The 23,557-nt window shown below is 60.6% G+C and carries 18 protein-coding genes; 13 read left to right on the top strand and 5 right to left on the bottom strand.

The genetic code is table 11. The annotated features are described in order from the left end of the window. Positions 1-15 precede the first annotated feature (15 nt). The 3 genes from infB to VIL42_07765 are packed head-to-tail and all read left to right on the top strand — an operon-like array spanning position 16 to position 3,461. On the top strand, positions 16-2,526 hold the full coding sequence (gene infB / locus VIL42_07775) for a translation initiation factor IF-2 (GenBank protein ID HEY8592748.1): 2,511 nt from the start codon (positions 16-18) through the stop codon (positions 2,524-2,526). Between the two features lie 3 nt (positions 2,527-2,529). Beyond that, positions 2,530-2,922 (top strand): 30S ribosome-binding factor RbfA, encoded by a 393-nt coding sequence (rbfA, locus tag VIL42_07770; GenBank protein ID HEY8592747.1) that lies wholly within the window; start codon positions 2,530-2,532, stop codon positions 2,920-2,922. Beyond that, a complete protein-coding gene (locus VIL42_07765) occupies positions 2,919-3,461 on the top strand; it encodes a GNAT family protein (GenBank protein HEY8592746.1) in 543 nt (180 codons plus the stop codon). The genes rbfA and VIL42_07765 overlap by 4 nt, the downstream gene beginning before the upstream one ends. On the opposite strand, the gene VIL42_07760 is transcribed toward VIL42_07765, so the two are convergent. Then, the gene (locus VIL42_07760) at positions 3,433-4,758 is read right to left on the bottom strand and encodes a lipopolysaccharide biosynthesis protein (protein ID HEY8592745.1); all 1,326 of its coding nucleotides are present in this window, start codon (positions 4,756-4,758) and stop codon (positions 3,433-3,435) included. The genes VIL42_07765 and VIL42_07760 overlap by 29 nt on opposite strands. Before the next feature lie 101 nt (positions 4,759-4,859). Here VIL42_07760 and VIL42_07755 point away from each other — a divergent pair, with 101 nt between their 5' ends. From VIL42_07755 to VIL42_07735, 5 genes are all read left to right on the top strand, one after another. Continuing rightward, positions 4,860-5,474, top strand: coding sequence for a thymidine kinase (locus VIL42_07755; protein ID HEY8592744.1), 615 nt, complete (start codon positions 4,860-4,862; stop codon positions 5,472-5,474). Continuing rightward, complete coding sequence (truB, locus tag VIL42_07750) at positions 5,474-6,370, top strand: tRNA pseudouridine(55) synthase TruB (GenBank protein ID HEY8592743.1); 897 nt, start codon at positions 5,474-5,476, stop codon at positions 6,368-6,370. Before VIL42_07755 ends, truB begins: the two co-directional genes overlap by 1 nt. A gap of 6 nt (positions 6,371-6,376) precedes the next feature. Continuing rightward, the gene (rpsO, locus tag VIL42_07745; protein ID HEY8592742.1) at positions 6,377-6,646 is read left to right on the top strand and encodes a 30S ribosomal protein S15; all 270 of its coding nucleotides are present in this window, start codon (positions 6,377-6,379) and stop codon (positions 6,644-6,646) included. A 158-nt stretch (positions 6,647-6,804) separates the two neighbouring features. Next, positions 6,805-9,177, top strand: a complete 2,373-nt coding sequence (gene pnp, locus VIL42_07740; protein ID HEY8592741.1) for a polyribonucleotide nucleotidyltransferase — start codon at positions 6,805-6,807, stop codon at positions 9,175-9,177. A 144-nt stretch (positions 9,178-9,321) separates the two neighbouring features. Then, positions 9,322-10,164, top strand: a complete 843-nt coding sequence (locus VIL42_07735) for a hypothetical protein (GenBank protein HEY8592740.1) — start codon at positions 9,322-9,324, stop codon at positions 10,162-10,164. Positions 10,165-10,608: 444 nt separating this feature from the next. Here VIL42_07735 and VIL42_07730 read toward each other — a convergent pair whose 3' ends face one another. Together VIL42_07730 and VIL42_07725 are read right to left on the bottom strand one after the other, a co-directional pair. Further along, positions 10,609-12,057 (bottom strand): ThiF family adenylyltransferase, encoded by a 1,449-nt coding sequence (locus tag VIL42_07730; protein HEY8592739.1) that lies wholly within the window; start codon positions 12,055-12,057, stop codon positions 10,609-10,611. Between the two features lie 461 nt (positions 12,058-12,518). Further along, on the bottom strand, positions 12,519-12,773 hold the full coding sequence (locus tag VIL42_07725) for a hypothetical protein (protein HEY8592738.1): 255 nt from the start codon (positions 12,771-12,773) through the stop codon (positions 12,519-12,521). Between the two features lie 129 nt (positions 12,774-12,902). Here VIL42_07725 and VIL42_07720 point away from each other — a divergent pair, with 129 nt between their 5' ends. The 5 genes from VIL42_07720 (at position 12,903) to VIL42_07700 (ending at position 22,542) form a co-directional block, all read left to right on the top strand. Next, positions 12,903-13,214, top strand: coding sequence for a type II toxin-antitoxin system HigB family toxin (locus tag VIL42_07720; protein ID HEY8592737.1), 312 nt, complete (start codon positions 12,903-12,905; stop codon positions 13,212-13,214). Between the two features lie 14 nt (positions 13,215-13,228). Next, on the top strand, positions 13,229-14,383 hold the full coding sequence (locus tag VIL42_07715; protein HEY8592736.1) for an ImmA/IrrE family metallo-endopeptidase: 1,155 nt from the start codon (positions 13,229-13,231) through the stop codon (positions 14,381-14,383). Positions 14,384-15,254: 871 nt separating this feature from the next. Next, on the top strand, positions 15,255-18,128 hold the full coding sequence (locus VIL42_07710; GenBank protein ID HEY8592735.1) for an ATP-dependent DNA helicase: 2,874 nt from the start codon (positions 15,255-15,257) through the stop codon (positions 18,126-18,128). A gap of 6 nt (positions 18,129-18,134) precedes the next feature. Next, positions 18,135-19,889: a DNA methyltransferase gene (locus VIL42_07705; protein HEY8592734.1), complete on the top strand. Its 1,755-nt coding sequence runs from the start codon at positions 18,135-18,137 to the stop codon at positions 19,887-19,889. After that, positions 19,882-22,542, top strand: coding sequence for a type III restriction endonuclease (locus tag VIL42_07700; GenBank protein ID HEY8592733.1), 2,661 nt, complete (start codon positions 19,882-19,884; stop codon positions 22,540-22,542). Before VIL42_07705 ends, VIL42_07700 begins: the two co-directional genes overlap by 8 nt. Here VIL42_07700 and VIL42_07695 read toward each other — a convergent pair. Then, a complete protein-coding gene (locus tag VIL42_07695; GenBank protein ID HEY8592732.1) occupies positions 22,534-23,025 on the bottom strand; it encodes a hypothetical protein in 492 nt (163 codons plus the stop codon). The two genes, VIL42_07700 and VIL42_07695, sit on opposite strands and share 9 nt — an antisense overlap. A 124-nt stretch (positions 23,026-23,149) precedes the next feature. Next, the gene (locus VIL42_07690; protein ID HEY8592731.1) at positions 23,150-23,419 is read right to left on the bottom strand and encodes a hypothetical protein; all 270 of its coding nucleotides are present in this window, start codon (positions 23,417-23,419) and stop codon (positions 23,150-23,152) included. Positions 23,420-23,557 lie beyond the last annotated feature (138 nt).

Below are 23,557 nucleotides of genomic sequence, written 5' to 3'. Positions count from 1 at the left end.
TGATGAAGGAATAGAATGGCAGACCAGACCGATAAACCGAAGCTTGGCACCCGGCCGCCGCTGGGCCTCAAGCGCACGGTCGAGACTGGCAAGGTGAAGCAGAGCTTCAGTCACGGACGCTCGAACACGGTCGTGGTCGAGGTCAAGAAGCGGCGCATCCTCGGCAAGCCGGGCGAAGCTGCGCCCGCCGAGGCGCCGAAGCCGGAACCGGTCGCCGAGGCGCCCCAGCCGGCACCGAAGCCTGCCGCCCCTGCTGCGCCCCCGCCGCGCCGCACGTCGCCCCAGGACGACATTGCCGCGCGCAAGGAGATGCAGGCCAAGCTCCTTCGCGAAGCCGAGGAAGCCCGCCTTGCCTCGCTCGAGGAAGCCCGCCGCCGCGAGGAGCGGGCGCGCACCGAGCAGAGCGAGGACGAGCGCCGCCGCGCCGAAGACAATCGCAAGGCCGAGGAAGCGGCTGCCGAAGAAGCCCGCCGGCAGGCCGAGGAAGAAGCCAAGCGCGCCGCCGAGGCGCCGGCTGAAGCGGCTGCGCCTGCCGCGCGCGAGGAAGACCGCACCGCCGGCTTCCGCCGCCCGGCGTCCGCCCCGGCGCCCAAGCGTCCCGAACCTGCGCGCCCGAGCCGTGGCCGTGGGGACGACCAGCGCCAGCGCGGCAAGCTGACCGTCACCCGCGCCCTTTCCGGCGAGGACGACAGCCGCGCCCGTTCGCTGGCCGCGCTTCGCCGCGCCCGCGAAAAGGAAAAGCGCCACCACATGGAGACCGGCCCTGCCCAAAAGCAGGTCCGCGACGTCGTCGTGCCGGAAGCCATCACCGTCCAGGAGCTCGCCAACCGCATGGCCGAGCGCGGTGCCGACCTCGTCAAAGCGCTGTTCAAGATGGGCAGCCCGGTTACGCTTACTCAGACCATCGACCAGGACACGGCCGAGCTTCTGGTCACCGAGTTCGGGCACAACATCAAGCGCGTCAGCGAAAGCGACGTCGACATCGACACGTCCGAGGACGTCGATGCGCCCGAGACGCTCCAGCCGCGTCCGCCGGTCGTCACAATCATGGGCCACGTCGATCACGGCAAGACGTCGCTGCTCGACGCGATCCGCGGCGCCAACATTCAGGCTGGCGAAGCAGGCGGCATCACCCAGCATATCGGCGCCTATCAGGTGGCACTGCCCGATAAGTCGAAGATCACCTTCCTCGATACGCCGGGTCACGAAGCCTTCTCGGAAATGCGTGCCCGCGGCGCCAACGTCACGGATATCGTCATCCTGGTGGTGGCGGCGGATGATGGCCTGCGCCCGCAGACCGTCGAAGCGATCAACCACACCAAGGCGGCCGGCGTGCCGATGATCGTGGCGATCAACAAGATCGACAAGCCGGAAGCGAAGCCGCAGCGCGTCCGCGAAGAGCTGCTGCAGCACGAGATCATCGTCGAGGATCTGGGCGGCGACGTGCAGGACGTCGAAGTCTCGGCGCTCAAGAAGACGAACCTCGACAAGCTTCTGGACGCGATCCAGCTCCAGGCCGAGCTTCTCGAGCTCAAGGCCAATCCGGATCGCGCTGCCGAAGCGACCGTCATCGAAGCCAAGCTCGACAAGGGTCGTGGTCCGCTAGCGACCGTGCTCGTGCAGCGCGGCACGCTGCGCGTCGGCGACGTGTTCGTCGCCGGTGCCGCAAGCGGCAAGGTCCGCGCGCTGGTCGATGACAAGGGCAAGCAGGTGAAGGAAGCGCGCCCGTCCGCCCCGGTCGAAGTGCTCGGCCTGTCCGCCGTGCCGTCCGCCGGCGACCCGTTCACCGTCGTGGAAAACGAAGCCCGCGCCCGCGAAGTCGCCGCCTACCGCCAGGGCGTGCTCGACAAGCGCCGCACCACCTCCGCTCCGGTCAGCGTTGAGAACATGTTCGCCAACCATGCCTCGACGACCATCGAGTTCCCGCTGGTCATCAAGGCCGACGTGCAGGGTTCGGTCGAAGCGATCGTCCATGCGCTCAACCGCCTCTCGACGGACGAGATCAAGGTGCGCGTGCTGCAGTCCGGCGTCGGCGCGATCACCGAAAGCGACGTCACGCTGGCGAGCGCCACCGGCGCACCGATCATCGGCTTTAACGTCCGCCCGAACGCGAAGGCGCGCGAGGTCGCGCAGCGGAACAAGGTGGAGTTCCGCTACTACGACGTCATCTACCACCTGACCGATTGGGCCAAGGGTGCGATGGCGGGCGAGCTGGGTCCGGAGATCATCGAGACGGTCGTCGGCCGTGCCCGCGTCCAGGAAGTCTTCCCGGCCGGCAAGCGCGACAAGGCCGCGGGCCTGCTGGTCCTCGAAGGCATCATCCGGAAGGGCCTCAACGCCCGCCTTACCCGCGAGGACGTCATCGTGTCGAAGACCACGATCAGCTCGCTGCGCCGCTTCAAGGACGACGTGCCCCAAGTGGTCGCCGGCCTCGAATGCGGTGTGCTCCTCGCCGACACGAACGACATCAAGGCCGGCGACAGCCTCGAAGTCTTCGAGGTCGAGGAGCGCGCGCGGACGCTCTAGCCCATGCGCCGCAACGAAACTGCCGAGGGCCGGTCGGTCCGCCTGCTTCGCGTCGGCGAGCAGGTGCGCCACGTGCTGAGCGAACTGCTGCAGCGCGGTGACGTTCATGATCCGGTGCTTCAATCGCACCTGGTCAGCGTCACCGAAGTGCGGATGTCCCCGGACCTCCGCCACGCGACGGTGTTCGTGAAGCCTTTGCTCGGTCAGGACGAGGAAGCGGTGCTCAAGGCGCTCCGCCAGAACACGGCCTTCCTGCAGCGCGAAGTCGCGCACCGGGTGCGAATGAAATATGCCGCGAAGCTGAAATTCATCGCCGACGAAAGCTTCGACGAGGGCACGCACATCGATCGCCTCCTGCGATCGGAGCATGTCGCCCAGGATCTTGACGAGGAATGATCGATTTCGAACGGCTCGCCGCACCGATGCGGGGTGACGCGTGCAGCGCCGAATTGTTCAGTGAAGATCATCGCGAAGCGCTGAAGTCGGCATGCGCCGAGGACCGGGACATCTGGCGCATCTATTCGACCAACTTCGGCCCGGAAGACTTTGACACCACCATAGACCGGTTCGCAGGCAATCCGCGCAACCGCACCTTCGTGCTGTTCGACGGCGAGGAATTTGCAGGGATGTCGAGCTTGATCGGCATCGACGAGGGCCGGCAGGTGCTGGAAATCGGCGGCACCTACTACCGCCCGCACCTGCGCGGCTCCGGGTTCAACCGGCGCGTCAAGGACATGATGCTGGAGCGTGCCTTCGCCTGCGGCATCCGCCGGGTCGAGTTTCGGGTCGACATTCGCAATGGCCGCAGCCAGGCGGCGATGAAGAAGCTCGGCGCCGTGCGCGAAGGCGTGCTTCGCGCCGACCGGATCACCTGGACCGGCCACGTCCGCGACACGGTGCTGTTCGCTATTCTGCGGGACGAATGGCCGGTCTGACCGGGTGAAGGCCGCGATAAGCGCGGTAGAGGACGGCCACGGTCATCCCGATCGAAATCAAAGACCCGAGCACATAGGATATGGCCGCACCGGTCAGCCCGAAACGGACGCACAGCGGGTAAAGCGCGATCAGCGAAATGCCGATGCCGACCAGTTTTGCAATCACCGGCGCGCCGGTCTTGTGCATGGCATAGAGCATCGGCGTCACCGGGAACGTGATGACGCCAAGGAACGTGCCGACGAGCATGATGATCGTCGGCGCGTAGCTGCCGACATATTTTGCTCCGAAGATCGCCGTGATCAGCGGCTTTCCGGCAACCACGATCAACAGGCACACGAGGGCGCCGACCATCGCTGACAAGGCCGCGCCGCGCATCATCAGCTTCCATGGGCGCTTGGTCGCAAGGTCCAGCCGCATCACCTCTGGGTAGAAGGCCTTGTTGAGCAGGTCGGCGGGCTTCTCGATCGCTTCGGCGAGCGTCTTGGCGATGCGGTACAGGCCGGTCGCGGCGGGGCCGAGGATGACGCCGACCAGCAGCTGGCTGAGCGGCCCGCGCGCCGCGTTCATCGATGTGGCGAGATTGACGTTCACGGCGAACCGCCACGCACCGGGGAGCTCGCGAGGCCGCAGCGTCATCTTCATTCCGGCCAACAGCTCGCGACGCCGCATTTCGCGCCAGGCGATGATCCACATGTAGAGTTCGCCGGCCATCGTACTGATGAACCATGCCGCCAGATAAGCGGCGAACGGCGCGTCCGTCGCCCACGCCGCCGCGACGAGAACGACGCGGACGATCGGCGTCACCGTCCCTTGCCAGCCGATCAGGTCGAAGCGGTCGACCGCGCGCAGCACGCCCACCGGTGCAGCGGCCGCCATCGCTGGAACGATCAGGCAGTAGAGCACCGCATAGCCGATGTACTCGGGCGGGATCTTGAACCAGGTGCCGATGAATGGAAGCAGCGCCATCGCGATGACCATGCCGCCGAAGCCGCTGGCGAGGTCGAGCGCGAGCGCGAAGCCGGTCGCCTGCTGGAAGGTTGCGCGGTCACCGCTTGCAAGCGCCGGCGAGCCGTAGCGGATGACCAACTGCCACGACTGGAACTTGGCAAGCCCGTTCGCAAGCTGCGCATAGCTGTGGATCAGGATCAGCACGCCGAACAGCACCGGGCCCAAGGCGCGACCGGCAAAACCGAGCGTAGCGACGCCGCCAAGGCCCGCTGCGATGCGCGAGATCGCGAGATAGCTGCTGTTCTTCAGCAGCGATTGCAGGCTGCTGTCCTTGAACCAATGTCTCATGCAGGGATCACGCGGCCGACGATGGGGAGAGACTAACCGATCGCGCCCGCGCTGTCGCGCCTCTATTGGCGGGCCGCTCCGCTGCGCGCTAAGCCGCCGTCGTGGCCAAGCTCTATTTCTATTATGCGGCGATGAACGCGGGCAAATCGACGACCCTGCTCCAGGCCGACTTCAACTATCGCGAGCGCGGCATGGAAACCATGCTGTGGACCGCGGCGCATGACGACCGCGCCGGCACCGGCACCATCGGGTCGCGCATCGCACTGTCCGCGCCGGCGCACACTTACTCGCCAGAGATCGACCTGTTCGCGGCGACTACGGACGAGCTGAAGAAGCGGAAGCTTCACTGCATCCTGGTCGACGAAGCGCAGTTCCTGACCCGCGAGCACGTCCTCCAGCTGTGCCGGGTCAGCGACGAGCTCAACATCCCGGTGCTTTGCTACGGCCTGCGCACCGACTTCCAGGCGAGCCTGTTTGAAGGCAGCGCCGCCTTGCTTGCGCTTGCCGACGCACTGATCGAGCTGAAGGCGGTCTGCGATTGCGGACGCAAGGCGACGATGAACCTGCGCGTCGATGCCGAAGGCCATGCGGTTGCCGCCGGAGCCCAGACGGAGATCGGCGGCAATGACCGCTATATCGCGCTGTGCCGCCGTCACTTCTTCGAGCGGCTGCGCGAAGGCGAAGCGCGCCAGCTCAGCCTCGACATTCCCCGTTGATCCACGGCTGGATCATCGTCGACAAGCCGCTCGGACTCGGGTCGACGACGGCGGTGAGCGCGGTGAAGCGCATCCTTCGCCAGGCCGGTGAGCCGAAGACCAAGGTCGGCCATGGCGGCACGCTCGACCCATTGGCCAGCGGCGTCCTCCCGATTGCGCTCGGCGAGGCGACCAAGGTCGCCGGCCGGATGCTCGACGCGACGAAAACCTATGAGTTCACCATTCTGTTCGGCGAGGAGACCGACACGCTCGACGCCGAAGGCGAAGTCGTCGCCACCAGCGACGTTCGCCCCAGCCTGGAGGAGATCGCCACGATCTTGCCGCGCTTCACCGGCGAGCTCGACCAGCTTCCGCCCGCTTATTCGGCCCTCAAGATCGACGGCAAGCCCGCCTATGCCCGGGCTCGTGCCGGCGAACAGGTCGAGATGAAGCGGCGCCGTGTCGTCATTAGCGAACTGCGGCCATTCGCGAGCACGCACGACAGCCTTACCCTCTCCGCCACCGTGTCCAAGGGCACCTACATCCGGTCCCTTGCACGGGACATCGCACATGCGCTTGGCACCGTCGGCCACGTCTCCTACCTCCGTCGTACGCGCGCGGGCCCGTTCGCTATCGAACAGGCCATTTCGCTGGACTTTCTGGAGGAAGCCGCTAAGGCGCGCGCACTGACGAGGACGGTACTGCCGCTACAAACGGCGCTGGACGACATCCCGGCCCTCCCCGTCACCCCCGATCAGGCCCGTCTGCTCCGTCATGGTCAGATTCTGTTCGGGTTCCCCGCAACGCCGGGGCTTCAACTGGCGACATCGGGCCAAGTGCCCGTCGCGCTGGTCGAAGCAACGGCCGACGGCCTCAAGGTCGTCAGGGGCTTCAATCTACTCGATGTCGCGGAGTAAAAACGAATGTCTATCACTGCGGAGCGCAAGGAAGCGCTCATCAAGGAACATGGCCGTGGCAAGGGCGACACCGGCTCGCCGGAAGTCCAGGTCGCGATCCTCACCGAACGAATTCTCAACCTGACCGAGCACTTCAAGACTCACGCGAAGGACAATCACTCGCGCCGCGGTCTGCTGATGCTGGTCAACCAGCGCCGCTCGCTGCTCGATTATCTTCGCCGCAATGACGAACAGCGCTACACCGATCTCATCGCGAAGCTCGGCCTTCGCAAGTAACTCGAAGGGCGCCCGCTCGGGCGCCCTTTGCATATCGGGGCCGACCGCAATTCGGCGGTAAGGCCTTGGGGGCTCAACTGGCCCCGACCCGCTGACGGACCGGATTGTCCGTCCAATGCTGTCCCCGCGGCATCCGGCCACGGGGTGAAGGAAATCAAATGTTCGATATCAAGACTGTAGAAATCGATCTTGGCGGCAAGACCCTCAAGCTCGAAACGGGCCGCGTTGCCCGCCAGGCCGACGGCGCGGTTCTCGCGACCCTTGGCGAAACCGTTGTCCTCTGCGCCGTGACGGCCGCCAAGTCGGTGAAGCCGGGCCAGGACTTCTTCCCGCTGACCGTCCACTACCAGGAAAAATTCTCCGCTGCCGGCCGCATTCCCGGCGGCTTCTTCAAGCGTGAGCGCGGCGCGACCGAAAAGGAAACGCTGACCAGCCGCCTGATCGACCGTCCGATCCGCCCGCTGTTCCCCGAAGGCTTCTACAATGAAGTCCTGGTGATCGCGCAGGTCCTCTCCTACGACGGCGAGAACGAGCCCGACATCGTGGCGATGATCGCCGCATCCGCAGCACTCACGATCTCGGGCGTGCCGTTCATGGGTCCGATCGGCGCTGCCCGCGTCGGCTTCAAGGATGGCGAGTACATCCTCAACCCGAGCAACACGGACCTCAACGACAGCGATCTTGATCTTGTCGTCGCCGGAACGCCCGGCGCCGTGATGATGGTCGAATCGGAAGCCAAGGAGCTTTCCGAGGACCAGATGCTGAAGGCCGTCATGTTCGGCCACGAAGCGTCGCAGAAGGTCTGCCAGGCCATCATCAGCCTGGCCGAAAAGGCCGCCAAGGAGCCTTGGGAGCTTCCGGCCGACGAGGACAGCCAGACGATCCTGTCGAAGCTTCGCGATCTCGCCGGAAGCGGCCTGGAAGAAGCCTACAAGCTGGTCGGCAAGGCCGAGCGCGTTGCGGCCATCGCCGCCGCCAAGACCCCGTTCAAGGAAGCCTATGCGGATGCCGATCCGGCGACCGCGCTGAAGGCGACCAAGCTCGGCAAGAAGCTGGAAGCGGAAATCGTCCGCACGGCCATCCTCAAGGAAGGCCGCCGCATCGACGGGCGCGACACGAAGACGGTTCGTCCGATCGAGGCCATGGTCGGCTTCCTTCCGCGCACCCATGGTTCGGCGCTGTTCACGCGTGGTGAGACCCAGGCGATCGTCACGACAACGCTTGGTACCAAGGACGCAGAGCAGATGATCGACGGTCTGGAGGGTCTCTCCTACCAGCGCTTCATGCTCCACTATAACTTCCCGCCCTACTCGGTCGGCGAAGTCGGCCGCTTCGGCGCGCCGGGGCGTCGTGAAGTCGGCCACGGCAAGCTCGCATGGCGCGCGCTTCGTCCGATGCTGCCGTCGAACGAGGAGTTCCCGTACACGATCCGCGTTCTGTCGGATATTACGGAGAGCAACGGCTCCTCGTCGATGGCGACGGTCTGCGGCGGTTCGCTGGCCATGATGGACGCCGGCGTTCCGCTGAAGCGTCCGGTCGCGGGCATCGCTATGGGTCTGATCCTGGAAGGCACCGACTTCGCCGTCATCAGCGACATCCTGGGCGACGAGGATCACCTCGGCGACATGGACTTCAAGGTCGCCGGCACGTCCGAAGGCATCACTGCGCTGCAGATGGACATCAAGGTCGCGGGCATCACCGAGGAGATCATGAAGGTCGCCCTTGCCCAGGCGAAGGATGGCCGCGCGCACATCCTCGGCGAAATGGCCAAGGCCCTTGGTGAAGTGCGTGGCGAGCTTTCGGCCCACGCGCCGCGGATCGAAACGATGCAGATCCCGAAGGACAAGATCCGCGAAGTGATCGGCACGGGTGGCAAGGTCATCCGCGAGATCGTCGCGGAGACCGGTGCCAAGGTCGACATCGACGATGAGGGCGTGATCAAGATCAGCTCGTCCGACGTCAATCAGATCGAAGCTGCCCGCAAGTGGATCCAGGGCATCGTCCAGGAGCCGGAAGTCGGCACCATCTACACCGGCAAGGTGGCGAGCATCGTCGATTTCGGCGCGTTCGTGACCTTCATGCCCGGCAAGGACGGACTGGTTCACGTATCCGAGATCAAGAACGAGCGCGTCGAGAACGTCCGCGACGTCCTCAGCGAAGGCCAGGAGGTCAAGGTCAAGCTGCTCGAGGTCGACCAGCGCGGCAAGGTCCGCCTGTCGATGCGCCTCGTCGACCAGGAAACCGGTGCCGAGCTCGAGGACACCCGCCCGCCGCGCGAACCGCGTGAAGGCGGAGACCGTGGCCCGCGGGGCGATCGCGGCGACCGTGGCGGACGTGACGGCGACCGCCGCCGCGACGGCCGTGGCCCGCGCCGTGAAGGTGGCGGCCGTGGCGGCGATCGTGACCGTGGCCCGCGCGGCGAAGGTCGCGGTGACCGCGGTCCGCGCCGGGATCGTGAAGAAGGCGGGCAGGACGAAGGCGGCGAGCCGAAGTTCGCGCCGGCGTTCCTCACCGGTGACGACAACGACTGATCGATTGGTCGTCGAATCTAAGGAAGGCCTCGCGAGTGATCGCGAGGCCTTTTCTTTGGTGCGGGCGCGGCCTCCTGCCCCGCTTTACAGCCGAACAGTCTTTAGTAGCTTGTACCGGTGCTGAGCTGTCCTGGAGGTAAGAAAATGCGTTCCGGGGAGTTAGCCGCAAAACTGCTAATCGCATTCGCGCTCCTCTCTGGCCCTGCCACGTCGGCGGCGCAGCAAGCGCAGCCGAACTCGCCGCCCGGTGAACCGCCCGACGAAGATGCGATCGTCGTCACCGGGCGCGTCGACCCGGCCGATCTGCCCGTGAAATCAAAGGGTCTCACCGAGTTTGGGCTCATCACCAGGATGATTTCGTCGGACGTCGAGCTTTTCATGCGATGCGCCGACACGCCGCGGCCGCAGGATCTCCGCGACATTGTGGACCGCGGCCCAGCCGACCTTATCGCCGAGCGAGCGCTTCATGATTTCATCAGGCGCAACCAGGCTTGCTACGTTGGATACCCGTCGCCGCCGCCGACCTCTCCCTATTTCGGTGCCTGCAACGCGCAGCTCCACCCTAATGGGAAAATATGCCGCTCGATCTACGACCGGGGAGCCATATTCGAACGTACGGTCAAACGCCTCGGCGATCCTGTCGAGCTTGCGCGTCGGCTGAGATTCGATCCGGCGACACGCGCCCGGTTCGCCGCTCGCGAACGAAGGCGCGGCCAGCAAAGCGTATCCGCCGACCGTAAGTATTTTGATGTGGTCAGCTGCATGCTTCAGATCAGCCCTGGAACAGCCGGGCGCCTGCTTAGGGCCCCGCCCGGCTCGGCTCAGGAAGCCGCAGCACGCCACGTGATGATCGGCTATGCGAGGACCTGCTTCGGCCGTCCTGTCAACGTTCGGGCCGAACCGGGGCAGTTTCGCGCCTACACTGCCGAAGTCATGTACAACTGGCTCGCTGCAGCGTCCGGCCGGCCAAGCCTCGTTCAAGGCTGACGTTGAACAGCGTCGGCCGCTGCAGGGCCGACTTAATCTGTCGAGCAGAATAATTCGCAAGCTTACCAGCGCGTTAAGTTCCTTGAGGGAGCCGCTCGGACACCCCTCACAACGGCTGTTTACCCCTGCTACGACGGCGTTGAAGGATTGCAGTTTTCAGCTTCCGCGTCACGGGCGCGCGGCCTCGATCGTCGTCGCGCATGCGCGACAGTTGTCCGCATCGACAACGGCGAAGCTGTATTTTCCTGATCGCCAGTTCGGCTGGTGGAGCTGAGGGGAATCGAACCCCTGACCTCTGCAGTGCGATTGCATGAACTGGAGCAGCTTTTCGCAGTTTTCCGTGGGTCGGCGCCCGCCGAACGCCTGCTTTCAAGCTTAAAGTGGCCGATTTGCGATACGCTTGCGATACACGATCCGCGACAGTCTGCGTCTGCTCGGCCCTGATCACGCGCGGGACGAACCCTGGTGAGGCATCGAACTGCGCACCCGCACCGGCGGGTCCCAGTGAGTGGGGGCCGAGATCATAGCTTCAACTGCACCCTGGTCGGACCATCCTCTCACGCGCTGACAGGTGCAGTCCCCTGCCCGCGCGCTATCGCACTCGGCCGTTCCAAGATATGGGTCGACAAGGTTCATTTGCAGCCGCCTGAACGGCGGCTTGAAGCGGCCTGTTATCCAACCAATCGCGTAGTTCGCTGCAAGCGCACCGATGGTCGTTGTCACTGATCCGACGGTGTTTATCTGGGGAACAGACTTCCAATAAGGATTGGGATCTTCGCCTCTCGCCTCCGCTTCCGCGGCCGCCGCCTTGCAGCGGGCCTTTTCCTCGTCGCTCATCAGTTCAAACCCAATTAGCTCGGGCCGAACAACACCCCTGCAGATGGCGCAGCGGTCGCTTGGCAGAAACCGCACAAGCTGCCCGACCTGTGCTGTCACTCGGCCGCCCTCGCCTTCAAGCACGACGCCAGTATCGATCGCTGGAATCAGATAACGGTAAGCCAGTTCGCTAAGTGCGAGCCTGCTCGAATGTTGGTCGGTGCAGCCGAGCAGCACATCTGCTTGAGCCAGAGCATCGACGACCTCACTTTGAGGCACCCGACCCTTGATGCCGATAAACTCGATGCTCGGATCGATCTTACCTACCAATTCCGAAGCAACCTGCACTTTCGCGGTGCGCTCCTGCACATGGCCAGGGTAAGCACCATGCACCCGTTCGAGGTTGGACTCAGTGATAACATCAGGATCAATCGCGATAATTCGACCCACCCCGGCGCGCGCGAGCACAGGGATAGCCGCCGAGCCGGTGCCCCCGGCCCCAACAACCCCAACAGTGGCCGCTCTCATGCGCTCGTATGCTTCGGCACCATAAGCGCTCACAAATCGCGCAGCCCTCCCCGTTGATTTGATTTCCGGCAGCGGCCGCCGACCGCCGGGCCAACATTGCACACGAGCGTCGAGGGCGAAAACCCGGTCCACTTCATACCAATGGCCCTGCCATTGAATGCGGCCAGACACGGCGATTTTGCCCCCGACCTCTGAGGCAATTAGACTGATATAGGGGCGCCCACCCGTGAAGGCTTCAAAGTAGCTCGCATAATAGCCGTCCATATCATCATCGATGTCGCTTGGGCGGGGAATGCCTCGGCGTGGGTGCGAATGAACCACTCCCACCGCGAGGTCATGCTGTTCGGCAGCTAGAGCCATTCGTAATGAATAGCTCTCGTTGAACCGAACATTCGGAACCCGCTCGTCCATGTCGCCCGCGCCAGGCGGATCAATGGCCGCCAGAGTGACCAGGAGCTCGTCGCCGATGGGGCGCCATCCGAAACGAGCGAACGACCCCCACTCATCACGCGGGTAGCGACGAAAGACTAAGGGCAGCAGTTCCGCCACGGCTGGGTCTGCCAGCCGAAGGATTGCGCGTCGTGAACACCTGATCATTTGAGAACTGACAGCCAGGCAACCAGGTGGTCGATATATGTGTGGTAGCCGTGGCGGGTCGGGTCCCATGGCGGACCGCCGCCACCTGCGTGGGGATGGTAACTTGCCACAACCCACCGCTGCCCATCAGCCGTAAACACACCCTGCGGGTTGCTGCCACCGGCGAGGCGAGCGAAGAGCTGCTCGCCTTCTGCCAATGCAGCGCCATCAATGGCGCTCCCTGGATACCCTTCGGGAACGGGCACTAGCACATCCAGGGCTGACGGATTGCCGGCACCTAGCGTGCACGGGACGCCACGATAAAGAACTGCGCGCCTCGGACTTGCGTCCCCAATCAGCTCAGCAGCCTGGCCGCCGTCCGCCAGGCGTTTGAGCTCCGCTCTTACGCGCTTCTCAGCGTCGTCGGACATTAATCAGCCTCCGTCGACGATCCTGCGCGTGACCAAAAAGTGGGCCCCGTTTTTCACCGTGACCGGATCTCCAGGGGCGATCTCCGTTCCGTTCTCGTTATTTCCTTCCCTGATGACGGCATTGTCAGCCGCCACCTCGACAAGGGCAGCAATAGCCGCGCCCGTCATTGAGGCTGTCACGCCATCCTCCGTGCCGAACTTCCTCCTGTTCACGAAGATGTGGAGTTCCTTGCCCTCGCCCTTTTCCTTGTCGGCCATCGCCAAGTCCTTCCGATTCGATTCGCCTGCACAACCAGATGCCTGATCAAAACCGCTTCGGCAATATGATTGTTCCCATTTCGGGAACATTCTTTTGACGGCGCCACTTTGTATGTGTAGGGAGTGCATGTGATCACGAGGCGGAAGCTTCAGGAATTCTGGGAACGGCCCGGCTGCGGCGATGCCGAACAGCCGCTGAAGGCGTGGTTCGCGGAAGCTTGTGCGGCGAAATGGAAGTCCCCGAACGACATCAAGTCGCGCTATCGGAGCGCGAGCTTCGTCGCGGACCGTCGCGTGATCTTCAATATCTGCGGCAACAAATACCGGCTCATTGTTCATGTGAACTACGAGATCGGTGTCGTTCTCGTGAAGTTCATCGGCACTCATGCCGAGTATGATGAGATCGACGCTGCAACTGTCGGAGGGGGAGCATCGAGATGACGAAGAGCGAGACGATGATCAGGCCGATCAGGACCGAAGGCGACTACGAAGCTGCAGTTGAGCGCATCGAGGAGCTGATTGATGCAAAGGAAGGGACGCCGGAAGGCGACGAACTCGAGGTGCTCGCCGCCTTGGTCGGCCAGTATGAGAGCAAGGCGTTTCCGGTAGCCGCACCTACGCCTGTGGCTGCGATCCGCTTCCGAATGGAACAACAAGGTCTGACCCCTCGTGATCTGGAGCCTTTGCTCGGCTCTCGGTCCCGTGTGTCGGAAGTTCTGTCAGGCGCTAGGTCATTGTCCATGGACATGGTTCGGGCGCTACACACTCACTTGGGCATTCCCGCTAGCGTGCTCATTCAAGAAGAAGAGCATAGCGAGGGACAGCGCTTGCAGCCGACCCCAGCCGTCGTCCGATCCTTGATGCGATGCTCACTCATGAATCCGTCCGAGGATTTTGGGGCGTTCCTCGGTCGAGCCTTCTGCGGAACGCCGGCACATGCGATGCTTCGGAAGACAAGGACTGAGCGCACTGCGAAGTTCGATGCAGCCGCACTTCAAGCGTGGTGCGCGGCAGTCTTGCTCAAATCGAAGGCGCAGAAGGTTGCTAAGCGGAAAAAGATCACCTTGAATGTCGCGCGTTCAATTGCACAATTAAGCGCCCACGCTGACGGTATCGATCAGGTGCAGCCCGCTCTCGCGGAGCTAGGAATTTGTTTCGTGGTGATGCCTCACTTTCAAGGAACGCATCTCGATGGTGCTGCCCTGAAACGCCATGACAATGTGCCCGTCGTCGGCCTTACTCTTAGACATGACCGCATCGACAACTTCTGGTTCACTCTCATGCACGAGCTCGCGCATGTCGAGAAACATTTGAACGGTCATGACATCATCATCGACGACTTGGATGTCCACGGCGCGTCTGATCTCGAAGAGGAAGCTGACAGGCTTGCAAGTGTTGCGCTCATTCCAACTGAAACCTGGGACAAGGCTGGATTGGACGAGTTCGCCTCGATAGCGGCAGTCATGGACGTCGCTGAGGAAGCGGGAGTCCACCCGTCCGTGGTCGCGGGTCGCTGGCAGCGCGAACACCGCGATTTTCGCCGTTTCAGCAAGCTACTCGGCAGAGGTCAGGTTCGGTCTAGATTCGCGCACGAATTGTCACATTCGTGACCGGCCACAATCATTATTCCAATTGCACATGCGGCTGGTGCATCGGCGGCTGGGGGAACCATAACTCGCGCTCGGCACCACCAGCCCGGGTCCGGTCGTGGTCCGTTCGGTGGACTTATAAGAGTTTCACGGTTCCGAATACGGCGTGCCCTGTTTGCGGAGCATCGGTGTTCTTTTACCAATCCCCATACGGCGGCCGCGTATACTTCGATGATCTTGGCCCTCCGTGGCCGAAACATCCTTGCACTGACAACACCCCGCTTTCGGTTGGTCGAGTAGCTAAGCGCCAGCCGGCAGATCGAGGGACAAGGCCCCCGCCCGCGTGGAAAACTGATGATTGGACACCGATCGTCGTTGACCGCGTGCGACAAGAGGACGAGTGGCATGTTCTCAGTTGCCGAAGGCTCCCCGACGAGACATTCTTTCGATTGCGTTCCCCTTTGCCGCTTGAAGAGCTTGTCCAAGCTCCAGCATTGCTTTCGCCGATGTCCAACGGCGGATTTGCGACTGTCTCTTTCCTCGACCATGGGGCGAACCCACTCGAAGCGTGGGTATATGACTATGGAGGGCACTGCCTTTCATCTCCGTCGGACGCAGAGCAGACTAGATTTGGCAAGCAGCAGTGATCGAGTTCTAGGAAGTGGATGGCACAAGCGAATTCCGTCCCGCCTGATTGGCGCCATCCGGGTGCGGTGACTGATTCAGCTCTAGGACCTCCGGAAGCTTGCCCCGTTCAGGCTTACCGGTTTCGCACCAGCTACTTTTGGTAAGCTAGATCTGCACAAGCTTCTGCGTCCGTTCCGAAATTCCCCGCTCGCGACGCTGCAATGTGGGTTGGCTCGGTGGCGAGTGGCTATCTATGGTTGCTCGCATGGCGGCGGCGAATCCAAATCAGCAATCGGCTATCGAAGCGACCGAAGGGCCGGTTCTAATCATTGCTGGTCCGGGATCCGGTAAGACCTTCACGCTCGTTGAACGGATCGTTCGCCTCATCCAGCACGAGAATAAGAAACCGGAGCAGCTGCTCGTCGTAACTTTCACCGAAAAGGCTGCCCGCGAGCTAATCACCCGCGTCTCTAACCGGCTTCTTGAGCTCAGCATCTCATTCAACATCAATGAGATGTATATCGGCACATTCCATTCAATCTGTCTGCGGTTGTTGAAGGACCACCGGGAGTTCACCCGCCTCAAGCGTAACTTCTCGCTCTTCGATCAATTCGACCAGCAGTATTTTCTGTATCAGCGGCTCAACAAGTTCGACCGGATCCCAGACATCGAATTCGTCATCGGCAACGAGCAATCCGGCCGGTGGAACCGGGCCACCCAGCTGATGAAGTGGCTGAATAAGGTAGCTGAGGAAGCGCTCGATGTGTCTGCTCTACGGAGCGCCAAAGAGCCGGCAATCGTGGCCCTCGCTCAAGCGGCGGAAGTCTACCAGGACCTAATGCTTGAGCACAACGCGCTCGATTTCTCGGGCATCCAGGCTGAAGCCTTACGGCTTTTGGAGGACAATCCTGAGGTTCTCGCGCAAGTTCGAGAGCGCCTGACGCACCTGATGGTGGATGAGTATCAGGACACGAACACGATCCAGGAGCGGCTGCTCCTACTGCTGGCAGCGGATGACGAAAACATCTGTGTGGTCGGTGACGACGATCAGGGACTCTATCGCTTTCGCGGCGCGACGATCCGCAACATCCTTGAGTTCCCAAATCCCTTTGGCCCCGGCCGGTGCAAGCAAGCGCGACTAACAATCAACTATCGCTCCACGCCAGAGATCATCGATTTCTACAATCGATGGATCGCCGAGGAAGACTGGAAGCATCGAGGTAAGTCCTTCCGTTTCGACAAAACGATCATGGCGCGGGACGGGCAGTTCCCCGAAACGCGATCGGTCCTGAAGCTCAGTCAGGGTGACGAACGCGACTTTCATGACGAGGTAGTAGCCTTCCTCCATGCGCTTCGGGACAATGGGCTCACCGACTGGAACCAAGTCGCCTTCCTCTTTCGGTCCGTAAAGAACGAGAGGGTTCTCAGCCTTGCGCGTCATCTCGAAGCGAGTGGCATCCCTGTCTATTCGCCGCGCTCAAATCTCTTTTTCGAGCGGGAGGAGGTGTGCCTTATGATCGGGGCGCTCGTGTTCCTCTTCCCCCAGTTTCCGGACATCCGCCAAACTCGCGAAGGCATGGAGCTGCAGATCTGGGACTATTACGATCATCAGTGCTTCCAAGCTTTTGCCAACGAGCTGCGGAAACCTGAAAATGCGGGTCTCTTGGCGTTTGTTCGTCGCGCCGCCAAGCGCCACATCGGGTTGACCGAACCGGCCGACTACGGCTTCACCGGGCTCTTCTATCAGTTACTCCAATTCCCACTCTTCAGCCGCTTTCTTGACGAAGAAGTCATGAACGGCGTGGACAAGGGTCGCGCCTCTCGGAACCTGGCGCTACTCTCCCAGCTACTGACGAAGTTTGAATACCTCCACTTCATCACCGTTTTGAACCCCGACTACATCGAGCGCGACCTCCTCAACCTCTTCAATCAATTCCTCCGGTTCCTCTACGACGGCGGCATTGATGAGTATGAGGACGATAGTGAATACGCGCCGAGCGGATGTGTCTCGTTCCTCACGATCCATCAGTCCAAGGGCCTCGAATTCCCGGTCGTGGTTTGCGGTTCACTCGAGGCGGTTCCGCGCAAGCAATGGACGGACATCGATGTCGCGATGGAGCCATACCTTGCAAAGCCACCGTTCGAGCCGCTTGACCGGATAAAGAACTTCGACTTCCGTCGCCTCTTTTATACCGCGTTCTCGCGAGCCCAGAACCTACTTGTTCTGGCCACCGAAGAGAGGGATGGACACGGACGGTCACCCTCGAAGTATTTCGCTCCCATCTGGACCGCATTGCCCAGCTGGCGCGACCCTACCTTCCACCCGGAGCGGATCGACTTCGAGCCGGTGAAGGAGATCCTCCTCAAGCGGCAATACAGCTTCACTTCCCATATTGCGCTGTTCGAAACCTGCGCGGAACAATATCGGTTTTTTCGCGAGCTCGAATTCACGCCGGTTCGTGCCAGCGCGCAGCTGTTCGGCACGCTCGTCCACCAGACGATCGAGGATGTTCACAAGGCCGTTCTCCGCGGCGAGGAACACATTGTCACCAGCAACCAGGTGCAGGAATGGTTCGAGACGAATTACCATTACCTGTCTCGGCGTGAGCGCCAGTATCTGAACCAGCTCGCGAAGGACGCCGCGCTACGCCATGTCGAGCGCTATGTGAAACGGGAAAGGCGGCATTTTGATCGGCTCAAAGAAGCCGAGGTCGATATCTCCATGGTCAAGGACACATACATCCTCAGCGGATCGGTAGACCTGATCCGAGGTGAAGGGGATACGGTCGAGCTTATCGACTTTAAGGCCGAAAAGAAGCCGGACCTCGTGCGCGACCGAGAACGACTTCAGCAATATCGAAAACAGCTAGAGGTCTATGCGCACCTGGTGGAGGAACGGACAGGCCAGACAGTCAGTCGCACCCACCTCTACTATACCGGCGAAGAGAGCGGTAACCCGTTCATCAGCTGGGACAAGGACAGCAAGGCGATCGACCGGACCATCGCGGACTTCGACCGAATTGTCGGGCGAATTGAGGCTCGGGATTACCGGATGAAATCGCGGCCGGGGAAGAGGTGCGAGGACTGCGACGCTCGGTTCTATTGCGACATGAAGAATTGGAAGTTTTTGGAGGGGTGATTGCGAGTGGACGAGAGTCAGGACAGCTTACAGCTTGAACATGTCGGCCGAGGATCAGTCGAAGGATACAAGTTTGAGCCCATCAAGGGCTACCCAATGCTCCACTGGCGCGGGAAGCGTCCGTTTAGCTCTACGCACTTCTATCCCGCTCAACTTAAAGAAGTTCACGGAGAAGAAGTTAATGGTTGGCGCAACAAAATATACTGGGGAGATAATCTGCAAGTGATGAGCCACTTGCTTAAGGAGTTTCGCGGAAAGATAGATCTAATATACATAGACCCTCCTTTCGACAGTAAGGCTGATTATCTTCAAACTATTTCCGTAAGGGGAAGAACTTCTTCGACATCCCGGTCAAACTTTGAAGAAAAGCAGTATACTGATATCTGGAATAACGACGAATACCTTCAGTTCATGTTTGAGAGGATTGTTCTCATCAGAGAGCTGCTTTCGCCAGAAGGTAGTTTTTATCTACATTGTGACTGGAGGACGAGTGCGCATTTGCGGCTTATTCTTGATGAAGTTTTCGGCCCCTCCAATGTCATCAATGAGATCATCTGGTCCTTCAACAGCCGCACGATGGCTTCTGAATGGTTTGCCCGTAAGCACAATAACATATTCTTTGCGCGGAAATCATCGGAGCACTTCTTCAACGGCGATGCCGTAAGGGTTCCGCACACGCCTGACAGCGAAGCACAGTATAATCGCGTCGATGAGGAGGGCCGGCGCTACAAAGCGCAGTCCGGTGGTGGAAGAACCTACCTGAATCCGCTTGGACAACCTTGCGGTTCGGTGTGGGACATCCAACTCCTGGGTTCTCGCGACCCCGAGCGGCTTGGATATCCCACCCAAAAGCCGGAAAAACTCATTGAGAGGATGATACTGGCCTCGTCTAAGCAAGACAGCATTGTGGCGGACTTCTTTTGCGGCTCTGGAACAACGCAGGCTGCAGCGCAGAAGCTCGGAAGAAGGTTCATAGGTGCAGATATCAATTTGGGCGCTATCAATCTCACCTCAAAACGATTGAGTAACCTGCCGGAGGTTCGCGAAGGCGACGAGGATTTCCGTGGTGCCGGGTTCGAGCTGTATTCTGTGAATAATTATGATCTGTTCCGAAACCCCGTGGAGGCCAGAAGCCTACTGATTGAGGCTCTTGAGGTGCAACCCATTTCGAACGCACTTTACGATGGGGAGAAGGACGGCCGCATGGTCAAAATCATGCCGGTCAACCGTATCGCAACCAAGGCTGACTTGGGCGACCTCATTTCTGGTTTCGACCAGCGCGTCTTTCAACGCCGGCAGGATGAGCGACCGAACCAGCCCGTCGAAAAGATCTTGCTCGTTTGCATGGGGCATGAGCCAGACTTGAAAGCTGAATTAGAACTTCAAGCTAAACCATTTAGGATCGATGTGGAGGTGGTGGACATCCTCCGTGATCGGTCCCAGCTCGAGTTCAAACGAGATTCCGAAGCGAAGCTTGCAATCGTAAACGGCGAGCTGATCGTCGAGCAGTTCTACCCGATGAACCTTCTCCAAAAACTATCCATCCAGCAGGAGCAGGTTGGCGAATGGCGTGAGCTCGTAGACAGTATAATGGTTGACTGGAATTACGACGGTGCTGTGCTGCAGCCGGCCGTTGTTGATGTGCCGGACGAGAATGATCTCGTTTTGGGCCGCTACCAAGTCCCGGCTGACGCGGGCACCATCCGCGTGAAGATTACCGACCTGCTCTCCGAAAGCTGGGAGGGCGAGATCGATGGCTAAGGCAAGCAAGGCCAACACGCAGCAGGCGGTGCTCGGGGAATTTGCTTTTTTCAACTTTCTCTGGACTTTTTACCGCCAGAACCGCCGTGCGATCCGCCGTGACTATCGCGATCTCACTAAGAAGTTCCTCGACTTCAATGACCCGGATCACAACCCGAAAGCGTTTCTTCGCACTCCACAGTTCGAGGCGCTTGAGATCTATGTCTTTCTGAAGGAATTTCTCGACAACTCTCGCGTCGAGCAAATCTTCAAAGATTGGTTCGACCGTGCAGGAAAGTTCGCCGACCGAGCGGAAGGCGGCGTCGGCAACACGCAAGGACAGGTGTCCCTCTTCGAAGAAGTAACGCGCGAACAATACAAACTCGTGTTCGAGATGATGAAGCGCAACCGGCGCACCTACCCGAACTACATTTTCGCGCTGACCATGGGGACCGGCAAAACCATCCTCATGGCGACCTGCATATTCTACGAATTCATTCTTGCCAACAAATGGCCAAAGGACCAAAAATACTGCCACAACGCGCTTGTTTGCTCGCCGGACAAGACCGTCCTTCAATCCCTACGAGAGCTGGAGTCTTTCCCTCTCGAACGCGTCGTCCCGCCCGAGTATGTGAACTTCCTCACGACGCACATCCGTTTCCATTACCTTGAGGAGGCGGGAACCTCACTGGATACTCTCGACCAGTCACGCTTCAATGTCATTGTGTCCAATGTGCAGAAGATCATCCTCAAGAAGAGGCACAAGCAAGATACCGCGATTGACACGCTGTTTCGGGCCACGCCCGAGGTCTTCAAGGACGCAGGCAGCGTCTATGGTGAAGCCGCCGATCTTTACGGCTTTGATCAGCCGGAGGATGAAGCGGAGCTAACTACCAACCAGCGCTTCGAGAAGCTGACTCGCCTTGAACAGCTGGGCATCTATGTCGATGAAGCGCACCACGCTTTCGGCAAGGACCTGGCCAAGGACATGGGTATTGGCGCCAAGCCTACGGACACGAGCCTTCGCACTACTATCGACAAGCTCGCCGCCAAACTGAAATCGGCGGGCACCCAGGTGGTGGCCTGCTTCAACTACACCGGCACACCGTATGTCGGCCGAGTGGTCTTGCCGGAGGTCGTCTACGCCTATGGCCTAAAGGAGGCGATCAGCAATCAATACCTCAAGAAGGTCGATCTCCAGGGTTACACGAACGCGCGCTCGGCCGAATTCGTAAAGATCGCGGTGGACGATTTTTGCGACAAGACTGACGGGCTGCAGCCGGAGGGTCTGAGCCCCAAAATGGCTTTCTTCGCCGCTACCATTGACGAGGCTGTGAACGAACTGAAGCCGGCAGTCGAAAAGGCACTGATCGATCGAGGGATCCCGACCACCCGCATCCTCGTGAATGTGGGCGACGCAAACTACACCACGAACGACGACGAGCGAGCCTTCCGAAGGCTCGACTATCCCGAATGCGATAAGCAGTTCGTCATTCTCGTTAACAAAGGGCGAGAGGGGTGGAACTGCCGCTCGCTCTTTGGCGTGGCGCTCTATCGGCAGCCCACTTCCAAAGTCTTCGTCCTCCAAGCTTCGATGCGCTGTCTGCGCGCAATCGGTGATGCTCAGCACACCGGGCACATCTATCTCTCTGAAGCCAATCTCGCGGTCCTCGACAATGAGCTCGAGCAGAACTTCCGCATGACGGTTGAGGATCTGAAGAGCGCTGGGAAAGACACCGAGACCATTCAGATCCGCGTCAACGATCCGGTCAAAATCAAGATCAAGCGCGTTCGTCGCAGCTTTCATCTGGAGGAAAAGGCTGTTGTTGAAGAAGCGGATCTTGGATTCAACATGGCTGACAAGGCTGCCTGGGCGGATCTGACCGATCGCTACCGGCTGCTTGCAATTCAGCGGACCGAATTAGGGCCGGCCAAGGCCACTGATCGGGTTACCGACCTAACATCGAAAAGAGCGAAGTTGACCTACTCGCCTCTGATGATCGCTTCCGAGGTTGCGCGTTATCTCAACCGCAGTCCACTGGAGATGGAGTCGCTTTTGGCTTCATCGAAGCAAGGTCTCGCGGCCACGGTTGACGCGGTGAATGCCTATAACGAATTGCTATACGACCTAATCATCCCAAGGCTTTTCGGGCATCTCTACAGTCTGAATCCCACCGAAGAGGCTGAGGAACACGAGGTCGAACTCGTCAAGATTCCTGCGGAAGGATTTTATCGAGTCACGGCCGCCAAGGATAAGGTGGTGCGGCAGACGGATGCCGCTGCACAGCCCCTCGCTCACAAAAGCTTCCACTTGGAGACCTATTGCTTCGATTCCAAGCCGGAGCAGACCCTATTCTGGGACCTCATCCGCGAGGCCAAGGTCCGAAAGCTCTATTTCACTGGCATGCTCACCCATGGCCAGTCAGACTTTTTTATCCAATATATCGACCCTGACTCGAAGACCGTGCGGACCTACTATCCAGACTTCCTTTTTGAGAAGGACGATGGAAAAATGGTCATCGTCGAGGTCAAAGCCGACTATCAGGTGGATACGCCCCTGGTGCAAGCGAAACGGGAATTCGCTGAGCAGATGGCCGTTGCGTCAGGCATGACTTACGAACTCATCAAAAGCACCGATGCAGAGGCGCATAGCTTTGCTCGGCTTCTAAACTAATGGGTTGGTCAACTGGCGTAGGGCCCTCTCGATCCTCCTGATGTCGGGATTGGCCAGCGTCAGATCAGCAGCCTCATTGGCGGCAAATACTGTATCGATCAGCTCACCCATTAAGGCGCTAATGGAAGCGGCTTTCGCTTCGGCTGCCGCTTGCCGATCCGCCGCTTCGGCATCGAGCTTAGCGACGAGCTCCGCGACGACCTCGCCCACTCGGCAGCCCTTGCGAGCACCTCGGCGCCTGAACTCGCGGCATACGGTAGCCGGCGAAACGCCGAGATCTCGCGCGATCTGAGCGCCGTTGCGGTAGCCGAGTTCATACGACGCTGCGGCTTCGTCCCATTGCTCGTTCGTGATCGATTTTCGGGGTGCTTGCGACATGGAGTGATTATAGCACAAACGAAGAACAACCGCCATGAAACGCTTATTGTCGTCAACCATGCGCGAAAAAATGTTACAGGCAGAAATGGCGGAAAACTGCAACAAAATCGCACCCGCTGTGACTGGCTATTCGCGAAAAGCGCGTTTTCGTCAGTGAATGTTGCGGGCTGCACCAAGTGGTAGTCGGGAGCGCCGACACGCCCTATGGCTGCCAGCGCTCCGTGCCGAGCTACCCTTTGCCGTTCCCGTGATCGCAGAGACGACCAACGAACGCCCACTGCCCACTGGCGTCGCAAGTGACCACGCCCTCGCGGTCAAGCTCCAGCGCGTCGTAAACCGCGTCGTTCGCGGGCTCCTCCAGGTGCTGCAGCTCCACCTCACGATAGAGGACGGCATCAGGATCGCCACCGTGGGCAAGCAGGTGACCCTCGAAGATCGCCGAGGCTCGGTCGTAATCGACAGCCAGGACGAACGCCTCGATCTCACCGAGATCCCTCATCTGGAAGATGCGCATCACGCCGACACCCCCGCGCTCGCATTGGCTACCAGCTCATCGAACTCATCTTGGACAGGACGAATGACCCAGCCTTTACCGTCTTCGTAAGACGCGAAGCCCTCAAGACCCCAGGATAGGGCT

The sequence above is a fragment of the Sphingomicrobium sp. genome (assembly GCA_036563485.1).
GTDB lineage: Bacteria > Pseudomonadota > Alphaproteobacteria > Sphingomonadales > Sphingomonadaceae > Sphingomicrobium.
This window is presented reverse-complemented; position numbering and strand designations above follow the sequence as displayed.